At 35.9% G+C, this 12,330-nt stretch carries 14 protein-coding genes and 1 pseudogene; 9 read left to right on the top strand and 6 right to left on the bottom strand.

The features are described from left to right. The first annotated feature begins 15 nt into the window (after positions 1–15). The 3 genes from H4J50_RS10985 to H4J50_RS10975 all read left to right on the top strand — a co-directional run bounded on the left by H4J50_RS10985 (position 16) and on the right by H4J50_RS10975 (position 1,647). On the top strand, positions 16–492 hold the full coding sequence (locus tag H4J50_RS10985; protein ID WP_108456506.1) for a YcfL family protein: 477 nt from the start codon (positions 16–18) through the stop codon (positions 490–492). An 18-nt stretch (positions 493–510) separates the two neighbouring features. Continuing rightward, positions 511–1,113, top strand: coding sequence for a penicillin-binding protein activator LpoB (gene lpoB, locus H4J50_RS10980; protein WP_108456505.1), 603 nt, complete (start codon positions 511–513; stop codon positions 1,111–1,113). 69 nt (positions 1,114–1,182) lie between these two features. Continuing rightward, entirely contained in the window at positions 1,183–1,647 is a 465-nt protein-coding gene (locus tag H4J50_RS10975; protein ID WP_182256381.1) for a glycine zipper 2TM domain-containing protein, read from the top strand. 258 nt (positions 1,648–1,905) lie between these two features. Here the strand turns inward: H4J50_RS10975 and H4J50_RS10970 are convergent, their stop codons facing one another. Next, the gene (locus H4J50_RS10970; protein WP_182256380.1) at positions 1,906–2,988 is read right to left on the bottom strand and encodes an endonuclease/exonuclease/phosphatase family protein; all 1,083 of its coding nucleotides are present in this window, start codon (positions 2,986–2,988) and stop codon (positions 1,906–1,908) included. A 201-nt stretch (positions 2,989–3,189) separates the two neighbouring features. Between H4J50_RS10970 and H4J50_RS10965 the strand changes: the two genes are divergently transcribed. Then, the gene (locus H4J50_RS10965) at positions 3,190–3,369 is read left to right on the top strand and encodes a DUF6435 family protein (RefSeq protein WP_108456502.1); all 180 of its coding nucleotides are present in this window, start codon (positions 3,190–3,192) and stop codon (positions 3,367–3,369) included. A gap of 140 nt (positions 3,370–3,509) precedes the next feature. Here the strand turns inward: H4J50_RS10965 and H4J50_RS10960 are convergent, their stop codons facing one another. Beyond that, positions 3,510–4,391: a mechanosensitive ion channel family protein gene (locus tag H4J50_RS10960; RefSeq protein WP_108456501.1), complete on the bottom strand. Its 882-nt coding sequence runs from the start codon at positions 4,389–4,391 to the stop codon at positions 3,510–3,512. Between the two features lie 445 nt (positions 4,392–4,836). On the opposite strand from H4J50_RS10960, the pseudogene H4J50_RS10955 reads away from it, so the two are divergent. Together H4J50_RS10955 and H4J50_RS10950 are read left to right on the top strand one after the other, a co-directional pair. After that, positions 4,837–5,460 (top strand): annotated as a pseudogene (locus H4J50_RS10955) (PolC-type DNA polymerase III). Positions 5,461–5,580: 120 nt separating this feature from the next. Continuing rightward, positions 5,581–6,492 carry a formate dehydrogenase accessory sulfurtransferase FdhD gene (locus H4J50_RS10950; protein WP_182256378.1) on the top strand — a complete coding sequence of 304 codons (912 nt, stop codon included), beginning with the start codon at positions 5,581–5,583 and terminating at the stop codon, positions 6,490–6,492. Positions 6,493–6,527: 35 nt separating this feature from the next. Here H4J50_RS10950 and H4J50_RS10945 read toward each other — a convergent pair whose 3' ends face one another. Next, on the bottom strand, positions 6,528–7,901 hold the full coding sequence (locus H4J50_RS10945; protein ID WP_182256376.1) for a hypothetical protein: 1,374 nt from the start codon (positions 7,899–7,901) through the stop codon (positions 6,528–6,530). Between the two features lie 356 nt (positions 7,902–8,257). Between H4J50_RS10945 and H4J50_RS10940 the strand changes: the two genes are divergently transcribed. Further along, positions 8,258–8,599: a Fis family transcriptional regulator gene (locus H4J50_RS10940; RefSeq protein WP_182256374.1), complete on the top strand. Its 342-nt coding sequence runs from the start codon at positions 8,258–8,260 to the stop codon at positions 8,597–8,599. Positions 8,600–8,603: 4 nt separating this feature from the next. Here the strand turns inward: H4J50_RS10940 and H4J50_RS10935 are convergent, their stop codons facing one another. Then, positions 8,604–9,218 carry a LysE/ArgO family amino acid transporter gene (locus H4J50_RS10935; RefSeq protein WP_108456496.1) on the bottom strand — a complete coding sequence of 205 codons (615 nt, stop codon included), beginning with the start codon at positions 9,216–9,218 and terminating at the stop codon, positions 8,604–8,606. A gap of 151 nt (positions 9,219–9,369) precedes the next feature. Here H4J50_RS10935 and H4J50_RS10930 point away from each other — a divergent pair, with 151 nt between their 5' ends. Beyond that, on the top strand, positions 9,370–10,263 hold the full coding sequence (locus tag H4J50_RS10930; RefSeq protein ID WP_182256373.1) for a LysR family transcriptional regulator ArgP: 894 nt from the start codon (positions 9,370–9,372) through the stop codon (positions 10,261–10,263). 60 nt (positions 10,264–10,323) lie between these two features. Next, positions 10,324–10,815 carry a GNAT family N-acetyltransferase gene (locus tag H4J50_RS10925; protein ID WP_182256371.1) on the top strand — a complete coding sequence of 164 codons (492 nt, stop codon included), beginning with the start codon at positions 10,324–10,326 and terminating at the stop codon, positions 10,813–10,815. Here H4J50_RS10925 and H4J50_RS10920 read toward each other — a convergent pair. Together H4J50_RS10920 and H4J50_RS10915 are read right to left on the bottom strand one after the other, a co-directional pair. Beyond that, positions 10,784–11,524, bottom strand: a complete 741-nt coding sequence (locus H4J50_RS10920; protein WP_182256369.1) for an SDR family oxidoreductase — start codon at positions 11,522–11,524, stop codon at positions 10,784–10,786. The genes H4J50_RS10925 and H4J50_RS10920 overlap by 32 nt on opposite strands. A 281-nt stretch (positions 11,525–11,805) precedes the next feature. Further along, positions 11,806–12,066: a methyl-accepting chemotaxis protein gene (locus tag H4J50_RS10915; RefSeq protein WP_182256367.1), complete on the bottom strand. Its 261-nt coding sequence runs from the start codon at positions 12,064–12,066 to the stop codon at positions 11,806–11,808. Positions 12,067–12,330 lie beyond the last annotated feature (264 nt).

Genomic DNA, 12,330 nt, shown 5'->3' with positions numbered 1-12,330 from the left:
GAATCAGGAGGTAATATGTTTAATAGCAAAATTACTATGAGTACGGGTCAAAAAATCACCAGCAGTTTAGCGGTGATATTGCTCAGTACTATTGTTACAGCTGGTTGTGCCAATAAACAACCTCCTGTCACTGCTGGTACAGGTACTAGTGCCATGACACAAGGTGATGACTTTAGTAAACACTTAGAGGTGCATAATACCGACTTAGCGAAGCGGTTATTTATAAGCGACGTTAAATCTCGTAAAATTAATGACTTAATGGAAATAAATTTAACACTAACCAGTCGTTATGAGAAATCACAAAAATTACAATATCATTTCAACTGGTTTGACGAAGCCGGCTTTGTTATTGAGGCTGGAAAAACACCTTGGGTTCCTTTGGAGCTTCATGGCAAACAATCAACAACTTTACGAGGGTTAGCTCCGAACATTAATGTCAGCACATTTAGTGTTTATGTTCGCGAAATCCCGGAAAAAGCATACAAATATTAATTGTTAAGGAACTGTATTATGAATAAATTAGCACTAGTAACCACTCTCGGCTTGACCCTAGTATTTGCAGCGGGTTGTGCTAATAAATCAGTTGTTCGCTACGGTGATGCTACCGCAGTTGAAACTACTGATATTAATTTTGGCTCTACAGATTTACAAAAAGTTGCCGCCCAAATGACCGACTCGTTATTGTTGTCACCCGTTGTTGGCACGTTAACGCAAAATACGCGCCCGGTAATGTTTGTTGAACGCTTAAAAAACAAAACCAGCGAGCATATTGACACTGAGTCAATCACAGACTCTATTTCTACTAAGCTTTTACGTTCAGGCAAGTTTCGCTTTGTTGATATGGGACGAGTAGAAGCTGCTAGAGAGCAACTTAAGTTTCAACATGACGGCGGTATGGTTGACCCAAGCAAAGCCACACAGTTTGGTCGCCAAATTGGTGCTCAGTACATGTTATACGGTAACTTATCGAGTATAGTAAAAAGTAACCAAGATAAAACTGATGTTTACTACAAATTCACGCTTCGTTTAATGGACCTTGAAAGTGGCTTAGTTGAATGGGCCGACGAAACCGAAATTCGTAAAACTAAAGCTAAAGAATCTGTAGGCTGGTAAATTTTAAGGTTGAACGTTTTTATCAACGCTATCTTTCTACTAAAATTTATTAAATAAAAGGTGGGAAAAATGAAAGCAATTTATATATCGATAATTTTTTTGTTGGCTATTCCCTTTGCAAATGCAGATTATGAACGCAATAAAGCTGTGCCAGTCGAAAAGGTATTATTTGGTCAGGTGTTGTCAGTACGTAATATTACTGAACAAGAGCTGATACAAGATAAAAATCAAGGTTGGAAAACTTTTGGTGGTGCACTTATTGGTGGCGCAATAGGCAATCAATTTGGTAGCGGTAGTGGTCGGAGTATAGCCACTATATTAGGCGCAGTTATTGGCGGCTCTATAGCGCATGATCGCAACCCTAAATATCAAGAGAAAACGCTGCTTTTAGTTGAATTAATGATAAAGGTAGATAATGGCGATGAATATATGGTGATACAAGACTTAGATCACCGTATGCTCTTCGAGCGAAAAGATGCGGTTAGGATGGTTTATCTTGCCAATGGCACAGTACGTATTGATAAACAAATGTAATTATTTTAGAACCTAAGTGAAAATTAATGATAGTAAAATGGCTGAGTAGTAATACTTAGCCATTTTTTTAGAAATGTTATTTAATTCGCATAGATTTATTCTGTAAAGTTTAAATGCTTACGTTGCTTGATATGTTTTAAATTATTACTTATTAAGGTGTATGCTACCCAAGTTAATGATTAATAAGTCAGTTGTGTATTAAAACTGCTATGTAGTAAAAATCAATTTACACCATCAAAATAATAATCACCATTTACTTCACTCTGCTGGCGTGGGTACATCATTTTTACTCACTTGTTGTTCATCAGTGATTTTTTCTGACCATTTTACTTCTTCTTTCTCAGGTTTTATGCCTTCTTGTTGATTACCTAACGGTGAAGTAAATACCAACCTTGTTAGTAAAGGAAAATGATCTGAGTCGATAGACGGCATACGTTGAATATCGCGTAGCGTAAAATGCGAACTGTGAAATAAATGGTCTAATGGCCAGCGAGCAATGGGGTAACCTGCGTGAAAGGTGTTAAATGCGCCACGACCTACTCTAGGGTCTAACAAGCCGCTAATTTTGCGAAACAATCGTGTGGTTGCAGACCATGCTACATCATTAAGGTCGCCAGTTACTATCACCGGTTGATGACTTTTAGCAACGCTTTTCGCTACCATGACTAATTCCGCATCTCGCTCTGTTGATTCTTCATTCTCTGTTGGGCTAGGTGGTGCAGGGTGGAGAAAATGAGCACGCACTTTATCACCGGTTCGAAGCGTTAAGCATACATGTATCGAAGGCACGTCTTGTTCAACTAAATAGCATATTTCTTGTTCGTCTAACGGTAGTCGAGAATAAACGTGCATACCATAAAGATTGTCGAGCGGGCATTTCACACTATAAGGCATGTCAGCTTCTAGTACTTGAAGCTGATCTTGCCACCACTGGTCTGACTCTAATGTAACTAGTACATCGGGTTTATGTTGTTTGACTAAATCAATTAAGGCTTTGGCGTTACGATTAGGGGTAAATACATTTGATGTTAGTATGCTGAGCTGTCTTTTAGCTGTGTTATCACTTGAAGATATAACCTCTTTACGCCACATTGGCGTAAAAGGCAATATCCACCACAATTGCCATAGTAAACAGCTTGCAGTAGCAAAAATTAAGATTTGAGCGGTTATTGTTTCTCGGTCTAATAGCAGCAGGTGCCCAATTAACAATGCCGCAGCAAATATCATAAATTGTAAACGCGGGAAGTCCATGCCTCTGATAAACCAATGTGGATGTCGTGATAATGGCAACAAGGTAAGCACGAGAATGAGCAGTGTACAAAGGCAGAGTATTAGTAACATATAGATTTTGTCTTAAATAGTTAGTTTTGTATTATACCCATAGGACTAAATAATTGTGCTATCTAGGTGAATTTAAATATTTTATTAAAAATAACCAACGAATCAATTGTTTTTATAAAAAGTATTCTAAATTAAAACTAAAAAGCATTTTACACCGTATAATCTTTTTTAACGCACTTACTCATTAATGAGCAATTTATTATGTTTTCAATCTTTAAGTCAGACCCATTAAAAAAATTAAATAAACGTTACGAAGCTAAGTTAGAGCTCGCTATGCATGCCCAGAGAAACGGCGATATTAAAGGTTATTCAATGATCACTGCTGAAGCAGAAGAAATAGCAGTGCAAATAAAAGCACTAGAAGTTTCGAAAAAATCTTGAATATATCAAAATATGATTAGGCCAAATTCAGCGTTTAATGATGAAAGATAGTCTACAAAAGCTTGTTAATGAGTGTTGTTATCTCAGCTTAGTCTTATTTCGCTGAGATAACACTTCACTCTATCGAGGTTTACATTAAACTATTCTGTTGTATCATCTTGCTTCTGATCAGTATTAACACTAATAGGCTGATTAAAAGTGAGGGTACGATAAGGAAAAGGTATTTCAATTCCTGATTTATCAAGTGCTGATTTTACTGCTGCTACAACTTCGTCTCTCGACTCTCTAATGTTTACTGGTTTTGAGCCAGTCCACCAAGTCACTTCAAAGTTTATAGATGAGTCTGCAAACTCGTTAGCAAATATTTGTACTGGTCGAGAATCACTGATAACAGTTTTACAATCGGTAACGGCTTGTTTTATAACTGATCTTGCTTCGTCAACATTTTCACCATAACCAACACCACAAATAATAGTGGTTCTTCGCTGATCAAGATCTGTTCGAATTGTGAGTGGGTTCTTAAATAATATACTATTAGGCAGTATTACTAACTCGCCATCTGGTTGGCGAATATGTGTTTCACGAACGAGTATGGCTTCAACTGTTCCTTCATACCCTTCACAGGCGATAAAATCATTAATGCGCATTTCTTTTCGAAGTAAGATGATTATACCCGCTAGAAAATTTTCAAATATATCTTTAAAAGCAAAACCAATAGCAACAGAGCCAATACCGAGTCCAGCAAGCATTTTAGTAGGTGTTAGCCCAGGGAAAGCTATAATAGCGGCAATCATGATGCCAATAATCCAAATAGCAATCGAAGAGAATAAAATTAATAAATTGATTAAGCTCTTACGCAGCTTAGTTTTCTTCAAAATACGTTGCGCTATGTTTCTTGCTAATTTAGCGAAAGCGTAAGTTAGTAAGATTATAACTAAAGCTATTAATAGTTGAGGCATAACTTCAATAGCACCTCGAGCTATTTCACGAAGTTGAGTTACTAAAATATTAAGGGGTTCCATTTTACTTCCTTTTAATACGATAGAGGCTGTCTTATTTAGCAAGACTCTTGATAATGTATCTTAAAATTAATGAATTTCAGCCTTTAAATCAAGATAATTTACGGCATTAACAAACTCAACTCATAATAATTTAGGCATTAATAATAAGTATGATAAGTGATTATAAATCGTTAATCTGGTGTGTAAGAAGTACCTACTTCTGCCTGTTCAAATTCAAGAGAAGCTTCATTGCTAATAAGCTCTTTAGCGATAACTTTTTAACTTAATAGGTTAACACTCGGTATAACTCCAGTTTTTACTTTTAAAACTTTCATTCTGTCGTTATTTATTATAAAAAGTAGCCAATGCTAATATTGGCTATTCAGCACTAGGCGTGATGTGTAATCTATAAAATTATGAGATAATTTCGCCCTATTTATTCTATCAATCCTTAAAGGATGCATTAGTGTTAGCTAATTCTATTGTTGTGCTCGATTTTGAAACCACAGGTTTATCGCCTGATCAGGGTGATCGGGCGATTGAAATTGGAGCAGTGAAGCTTGAAAATGGAATAATTATAGATAGATTTCAAGCCTTGATGAATCCAGGTCGACGTATTAATAGTTTTATTGAAAATTATACTGGTATCAGTAATAGAATGTTGGCGGTAGCACCCACTTGTGCAAATGTAATGACTGATTTTGCAGACTTTATCGGCGATAGTAATTTACTAGCTCATAACGCCTCATTTGATTCTCGATTTTTGGGAGCTGAACTAGCACGATTAGGTCGTTCTGTTTTGGGCGAGTTTACTTGCTAGTTATTAATCTCGCGTCGTATTTATCAGGATGCGCCAAACCATAAGTTAGGCACTTTAATTAATTATAAAAATATCGTAGCCACTGGCAGTTTTCACCGAGCGTTATTTGATGCTGAAATGACCGCTGAATTATGGATTATCATGTTAGACGATATAAAAACACGCTATGGATTAGAGGACATTCCTTTTAGTTTAATTAAGCGACTGTCTAAAACGCCAAAAGCACAAATAGATAAGCTCTTAACAAATTACATAAATAAAATTACGTAAATAAAATTAATTAATTCAATAAATTAAAGTAGTATTTTTACTATGTAAAAGTCAAAAATGGTAAGTTACTATTTTGTATTATTTGCTGAAAACTATATTCAATGAAGGTTTTATTTTGCTATGGGCAAAAACATTACTAAACAGCAACACCCTCCAGCAAGTCTTGCGACAAAAGAACTGACCAAGTTTCGATATAGTGCAGAAGGTAAAACTCTGCAGCTAGATCAAGTCATAATAGAGCAACCGTTACAAATACGTTTGAAATGGCAGCTAGGTAATGACGAGCCTTATCAAAGCCAAATATTTTCCATTACTATGCGCACGCCGGGTGACGATAAATCTCTGATCATCGGTTTGTTACAATCAGAAGCCGTTATTCAGCACTTTCAACAAATTGACAGTATTTTACCTGAACAGCTAGATGATCAAGATTCAAGTGAAGTCAGTATTGAAAATCAATGGGAAGTTAAACTAAAAGCTGGGGTTATACCGGATATTAAATCACTTGAGCGTTTTCAAGTAACTTATAGTAGTTGTGGCTTGTGTGGTACTACCTCGTTGAAGTCATTGGAAATGAAAACCCCACCAAGCTTAGATGAAAACCAACATTGGTTAGCGTTTGAGGTTATTTCTGCTATGCCAAAAATTATGCGAGCAGCGCAGTCTCAATTTGTACAAACAGGTGGCTCTCATGCTGCAGCTTTATTTAATAAGCAGGGAGTACTGGTCGATATAAAGGAAGACATTGGTCGTCACAATGCATTAGATAAATTACTTGGCGCGAGCTTAATGCATAGCCATATTAGTCAGTCTCAATACAGCATTTTAGTGAGTGGCCGTATAAGCTTTGAGATCGTACAAAAAACGGTTATGGCTGGCGTTGCTGTGTTAATTGCGGTTGGCGCACCTTCTGAATTAGCAATTTTAGCGGCTAAAAGATTTAATTTAACGTTAATTGGTTTCACTAAAAGCAGTGGTTTTAACCTTTATCACGGCGATTGGCGTTTGATGGCTTTGGTCGAAAAAGATTAAAGGCAATAACGACTCAAATAGCATTTACCTTAGTGTTAATCATCTTCATCGGCTTTCATTGCTTCAATATTAACAATAGTTGAACGGTTCAAGGTTATTTTATATCTTTGCATACGTTGCAAATCTTGTTTATCTGTTTGCATTAATACCACGTTTATTTGGTAGCGACGCTCAACCGCTTGTTTTGTTATTTTACTGCCATCGAGCGAATATAAGCGACCTTCACCTTTTTTTAGAAAACGAATAAAGGGGGTAAGGTTAAAAAATATACGTTGTTGGATTTCATCGTAGCCGGGCATAAAGCTTTTTGCATTTACCTTAGTGTCACTTCTAAAATGCAGTAATTGCGCTGCCTGTTTGTTTTGATGACGCCTATTTTGAAATAACTTATTAACTTGTTTGGGTAAATCTTTATCTCGTATGTATTCTAGCCAAATGGTTTGGCTTGCAATGCGAGTTTTATTAACACTGTTGGTGTATATATTTCTCCACTTGGGTAAGCCTCTTTGAATGCTTCGCCAAATGACTCGGGTAATATCATCTTTAAATATTTCCCTTAATCCATAAATAAAACCTAACATGCCCACTAGAGCAATGGTGACTTCAGTAAAGTTAGCACGCGCATTGAGCACTAACATCATGACAAAAGCCATAATAATGGTAGTTACTGAACCACTAACTATACGTTTTAAATTTTGATTAAGGCTTTTAACTTCTTGCTGCAATACTACGCCGTATTCAATTAGCCTTTGTAGCAAACGCATTTTATTGGTAATACGATTAGGATCATCTAAGGTTGTTTGCGAGTTATATTGGTTTGTTTCTCGGTACTCATTCTCACTGCGGCAAAGAGCAAATAAAAAGTTTCTCTCAGTGGTAAAGTCGCTACTTTTAGGGCCACGAGATAATAGTCTTAAAAAAGACTGCTCTACTTGCCAACTAAGATAATTATCAGCATTTTCGAAAAAAGGGCTTAATTTTTTATCAGGTGGAGTGTACCTTCTTAGCTTTTTTAATAAACCTGAAATTTGTTCAGCTAGTACGATAGCTTGAGGATAAAAGCTTTCACTTTCTCTAAGTTTAATGGTTTGTTTTATATCATTATCGAGAGCGATTCTAATTTGATAAGAAAATAAATTAAGGTTAAGCCGATAATCACTTTGCTCACCTTTTGTTTGACTGATAAAGCGGCTTCTCACTAATGGTATGTGTAGCTGGTCTGAGTAATAGGCGCTGTGGCTTTCAATACTGCTATGAAAGTAATGTTCTTCGGCTAAGGTTTTAGGACCAATACCCATTTCAACCGGCAAAGAAAAGTATAAATCTAGTCGTTGATGATCATTTGGCAATAACTGGTAGCTGACCTTTATGGATAGGTTTTCGTCTTGAGTAAGTTTTGTGTTTTTCACTTATATCCTCTGCTCCTTTCAGTTTATTGCCATAACAGGAGTACTAATTATGCCTGAAAATATGTTATTTTCATAAAGATATTATTTACTTATAGTTGAATTAATTTAACCTAAAGTAGCTATAAATTAATGATTAACATAGTATGTTTTTTAATTAACTTAGTTACTGCTTTAAGGTAAATTACTCACCTTAAATATCTTATTTTCTTTCTCAATAAGGGGTGGGACGACGGTGTTGATGTGCTTGATTTAAATACCCATTAAAAAAGCCGTGTATAATATTTTTTATAGATACTGTATAAAGGCAAGCTAAAATTAAATTAGCCCATGATGTTACAAAATTATGTTGAGAACCAATGCGTAAATCAGATAAAAAATTAGATAATCAGATTGTTAAAGCACTCACTCAAGTTTGTCATTCAGCGCTAGAAGATATTGATGGCTTTGAATGGTTAACCCATACCGTTAATTTTGATAACTTTCCTGAAAGCTTAAAAGTTGTTTGTATTTTTGATCGTAACGCCAAGCTAGCGCATTATTTAAAATCTGATAATAAGGATAGCTTAACGTTAATGATTACTAAAAGTCTGGTTGATATTGGTGTTGAGTTAAAAAATGCTCAAAATCAAATAGAGCTAGACAGCGAGGAGAATTGCACCTTGTATCATGGTGGAAATTGGCGCAAAAGACTTGCCTAGTTCACTATAAGCTCTTAAATAATGACCACGCTATTGCGCACATAATTAGCCCAACGACTATGTCTATCATTCTTTTAATCTTAGCTTGATTCAACCAAGGTGACATTTTAGCTGCGGCTCCCGCCAAACTATAAAACCAAAGTATAGATGCCAACATAGTACCTAAGGCAAAAGCGACTTTTTCATTACCCTCGAATTTTCCTCCTACACTACCCAATATTAATACAGTATCTAGATAAACATGTGGGTTTAATAGTGTTACAGCTAATGTAGATGCAATAACTAGCCAAGGTTTATTATTTGCTTTTACCGCTTTGTTTTGCAATTTATGATAGTTATTAAGCCAAGCTTGGCGAAAAGACATTGCGGCATATCCACATAAAAATAATATCCCTCCCCAAGAAATAGCTATTACTAAGTTTGGTGAAGTAGCAATAAGCTTAGCACCACCAAACACACCCAGTGCAATAAGTATTACATCACATAGCATACACACTGAGGCCGCTAAAAAGTGATGATTTCTGTTGATACCATGATTAAGTACATGAGAATTTTGCGCACCAAGCGGAATAATCATACTACTTCCTAAAAACAGGCCTTGAAGAAGTGGGGAAAACATTTTTGCACCTAAATATTATTGTCTGTTGAGCGAATATGGTTAATTTAACTTACAATGACATATAAATATAATTAATGTTTTTCATCTTTAATTAGTTTTGCTAATGTTGAGTGCGGTAATTAAATTAATTACGATATAGGAGTAAGTAGCCTTGCTAGATTACAAATTGTTGCATGCACTGAGTGTGGTGGTCGATGAACAAAATTTTGATAAAGCGGCATCAGTTTTAGCTATTACACAATCGGCAGTATCTCAGCGGATTAAAAGCTTAGAGCATGCTATAGGTCAGCCAGTACTAATCCGCTCTCAGCCTATTGTTGCTACCCATATTGGTAAAAAATTACTAGCTCATTATCAACAAGTTAAATTACTCGAACAGGATATTATTCCTGATCTTTCTGGTGATAAAAAACATGAAACTATAACCGCGAATATTGCCAGTAATGCAGATAGCCTAGCTACTTGGTTAATTCCTGCCATTGGTGATGTTTGTCATGAATATAATCTTGCCGTGAATTTTCGTCTTGCTGATGAAAATAGAACCATTAATTATTTAAAAGACGGGGAGGTTTTTGGTGCCTTGAGTACTCATGCTCAAGCTTTACCCGGTTGTACATTAGAAAAACTAGGCGATATGCAGTATTTATTAGTCGCTTCCCCTGGCTTCATTTCACGCTATTTTACTCAGGGTATTAATGTTCAGGCACTGGCGACAGCACCAGCTGTGGCTTATGACCAAAAAGATGATATGCATATTAAATATATTGAGCGCATTTTTGGTTTAAAAGGAGGGGCTTACCCATGCCATACCGTAAGGTCTTCAGAGGCTTTTGTTAACTTTGCTAAACACGGCATTGCATATTGCTTGATCCCAAAGTTGCAAATACAAGCAGAACTTGCCTCAGGAGAGCTGATCAATTTATTGCCAGAACATACCATTGTAAGAGCACTATACTGGCATCATTGGGTATTACTAAAAGGAGTATTTAAAGCGTTTTCAAACGCTATAATTTTACGAGCTCAGCACGCGCTGAGTAATCAATAATGGTATTTAATATTATATGCATTTACTATTCAGCCAACAAAAAATTAATCAGGAATAAACGTGAGCAATTTAGTCGTAAGAAAAGCAACAGCAGATGATACTAGTATATTATTTAAATTTATTATCGATCTCGCTATTTATGAAAAAGCTGAACACGAAGTACTCGCGACAGAGCAAACGATTAAAGACAGTATTTTTACTGAAAATAGTCATGTTTATGCTTTAATTTGCGAACTTGATGGTGTGCCGGTTGGCTCAGCTATTTACTTTTTTAATTATTCTACTTGGTTAGCAAAATCGGGCCTTTATCTAGAAGACTTATACGTAATGCCAGAGTTTCGAGGCAAAGGTGCAGGAGTTAAACTTCTAAAAGCAATGGCTAAAATTGCTGTTGATAAAGATTGCGCAAGATTTGAGTGGAGTTGCCTAGATTGGAATACGCCTTCAAGAGAGTTTTATCATTCTCTAGGAGCTGTCGCACAAGAAGAGTGGGTTGGTTATCGTATGACAGGTAAAACCCTTAGTAACTTTGCAGCTGATCTGACTGAATAATTGTAATACCTGATGGCGGATGCTTAGCGTAAGCTAACATAGCATTTGCCACCTTTTCTGCTTGAATCAACTGATACTTTTTAGGGATCATAAAAGCGAACGCTTTCATTATTAGGCTTCCTAATTGCTCACCAAGCCTAAACTCATCACGATGACCCGCTAACATTGAAGGGCGAAATAGCCCAAGATGTTGATAACCAATATCACGTAACGCTAACTCTACTTTTCCTTTAACTTGATTATAAAATAGCGAAGAGGATTCATTAGCTGCCATAGCCGTTACGATGGCAAATAACGCAGTGTGTTGTTGGTAAAAGTGCTTGGCGATAATTAAAGGGTATAAATAATCAATTTGATTAAAGGCTGATTTAGAGCCTGCTTTTTTTATTGTACTGCCTAACGTAAAAAATATATGATCAACTTTTGATGGAAAATTTTCTTTATCCGAGGTGTTTTCCTGCTTTATTAAAGGCTGTGATAATTGACTTAACTCGTTAGCTAAATTTTCGAAATCGATTTTCTTTTGTATCAGTTTAGTGTGGCTAATTGGCAGCGGACTACGCACCAAGGCAATCACTTGACTGTAATGGTTACTGGCTAATAATTTTAACAACAAATGCTGCCCGACTAAACCGCTAGCGCCAATAATTAGCGCCACTTTAGGTGTATGTTGATTGTTTTGACTGTTTTGGTTGCTTTGTGTTGTCATTGTTAACTTACGCCAATTAATTAAATATCTTAGCACTTTAATCTATTCAGCGACCACTTTGGAGTCAATACTATTTTTTATAATTCCTGCCCTAACTCAGCTAAGGCAATACTACTATCTTAAATTGATAGTAAGCGAATCTTAATATCTTCTTCTACAAGTTCTTGTTTTTCGGCTGCTATTGCTACCTGCTCGATACTTTCGCTCATTATTTCGATACTTGCTTTTGTTTGAGAGAGTTTTTCGAAGCTAGTGCTTGTTTTATCTATAGTATTGGTAATTTAATTTTTATTGGCATCCAGTGTTTCAACTGCTTTATTTACATCGATTTGCAAGTTGTAAATTAAATTACTGATATTTTGAGTAGAGGTTTTTGGGCGACCTGCCAAACTTCTAACTTCATCAGCAACAACAGCAAAGCCTTTTCCTTGCTTCCCAACTCTTGCTAACGATATTGCTGCGTTGAGTGCAAATAGGTTGTTAACAGATAAGCTGTCTATAAATAAGCATATAAATTTAAAATTGGCCTGTATTGAGGGCATATTCACTGGTCTGAAATACAATATCTATTCGTTTTGAAAGCCATTTAAAAAAGAAATTGTAAGCGACTAATTTAATATTTTTAACGTTAGCAGTAACTGGGTTCAAATTGAAAATAATTATAGATACTAATTTGATGGGAAAATTTGATGGGAAAATTTGATGGGAAAATTTGATGGGAAAATTTGATGGGAAAATTTGATGGGAAAATTTGATGGGAAAATTTGAAAGGGCCAAAGAGAAATTCTTTATTGGTCTGGCCCTAT

Origin of the sequence: Colwellia sp. 6M3, from assembly GCF_014077595.1 — a bacterium.
Classification (GTDB): domain Bacteria; phylum Pseudomonadota; class Gammaproteobacteria; order Enterobacterales; family Alteromonadaceae; genus Cognaticolwellia.
This window is presented reverse-complemented; position numbering and strand designations above follow the sequence as displayed.

Coding starts and splice junctions, on each gene's coding strand:
- H4J50_RS10985 (WP_108456506.1), top strand. CDS start 16: ATGTTTAATAGCAAAATTACTATGAGTACGGGTCAAAAAATCACCAGC.
- lpoB (WP_108456505.1), top strand. CDS start 511: ATGAATAAATTAGCACTAGTAACCACTCTCGGCTTGACCCTAGTATTT.
- H4J50_RS10975 (WP_182256381.1), top strand. CDS start 1,183: ATGAAAGCAATTTATATATCGATAATTTTTTTGTTGGCTATTCCCTTT.
- H4J50_RS10970 (WP_182256380.1), bottom strand. CDS start 2,988: ATGTTACTAATACTCTGCCTTTGTACACTGCTCATTCTCGTGCTTACC.
- H4J50_RS10965 (WP_108456502.1), top strand. CDS start 3,190: ATGTTTTCAATCTTTAAGTCAGACCCATTAAAAAAATTAAATAAACGT.
- H4J50_RS10960 (WP_108456501.1), bottom strand. CDS start 4,391: ATGGAACCCCTTAATATTTTAGTAACTCAACTTCGTGAAATAGCTCGA.
- H4J50_RS10950 (WP_182256378.1), top strand. CDS start 5,581: ATGGGCAAAAACATTACTAAACAGCAACACCCTCCAGCAAGTCTTGCG.
- H4J50_RS10940 (WP_182256374.1), top strand. CDS start 8,258: ATGCGTAAATCAGATAAAAAATTAGATAATCAGATTGTTAAAGCACTC.
- H4J50_RS10935 (WP_108456496.1), bottom strand. CDS start 9,218: ATGTTTTCCCCACTTCTTCAAGGCCTGTTTTTAGGAAGTAGTATGATT.
- H4J50_RS10920 (WP_182256369.1), bottom strand. CDS start 11,524: ATGACAACACAAAGCAACCAAAACAGTCAAAACAATCAACATACACCT.
- H4J50_RS10915 (WP_182256367.1), bottom strand. CDS start 12,066: ATGCCCTCAATACAGGCCAATTTTAAATTTATATGCTTATTTATAGAC.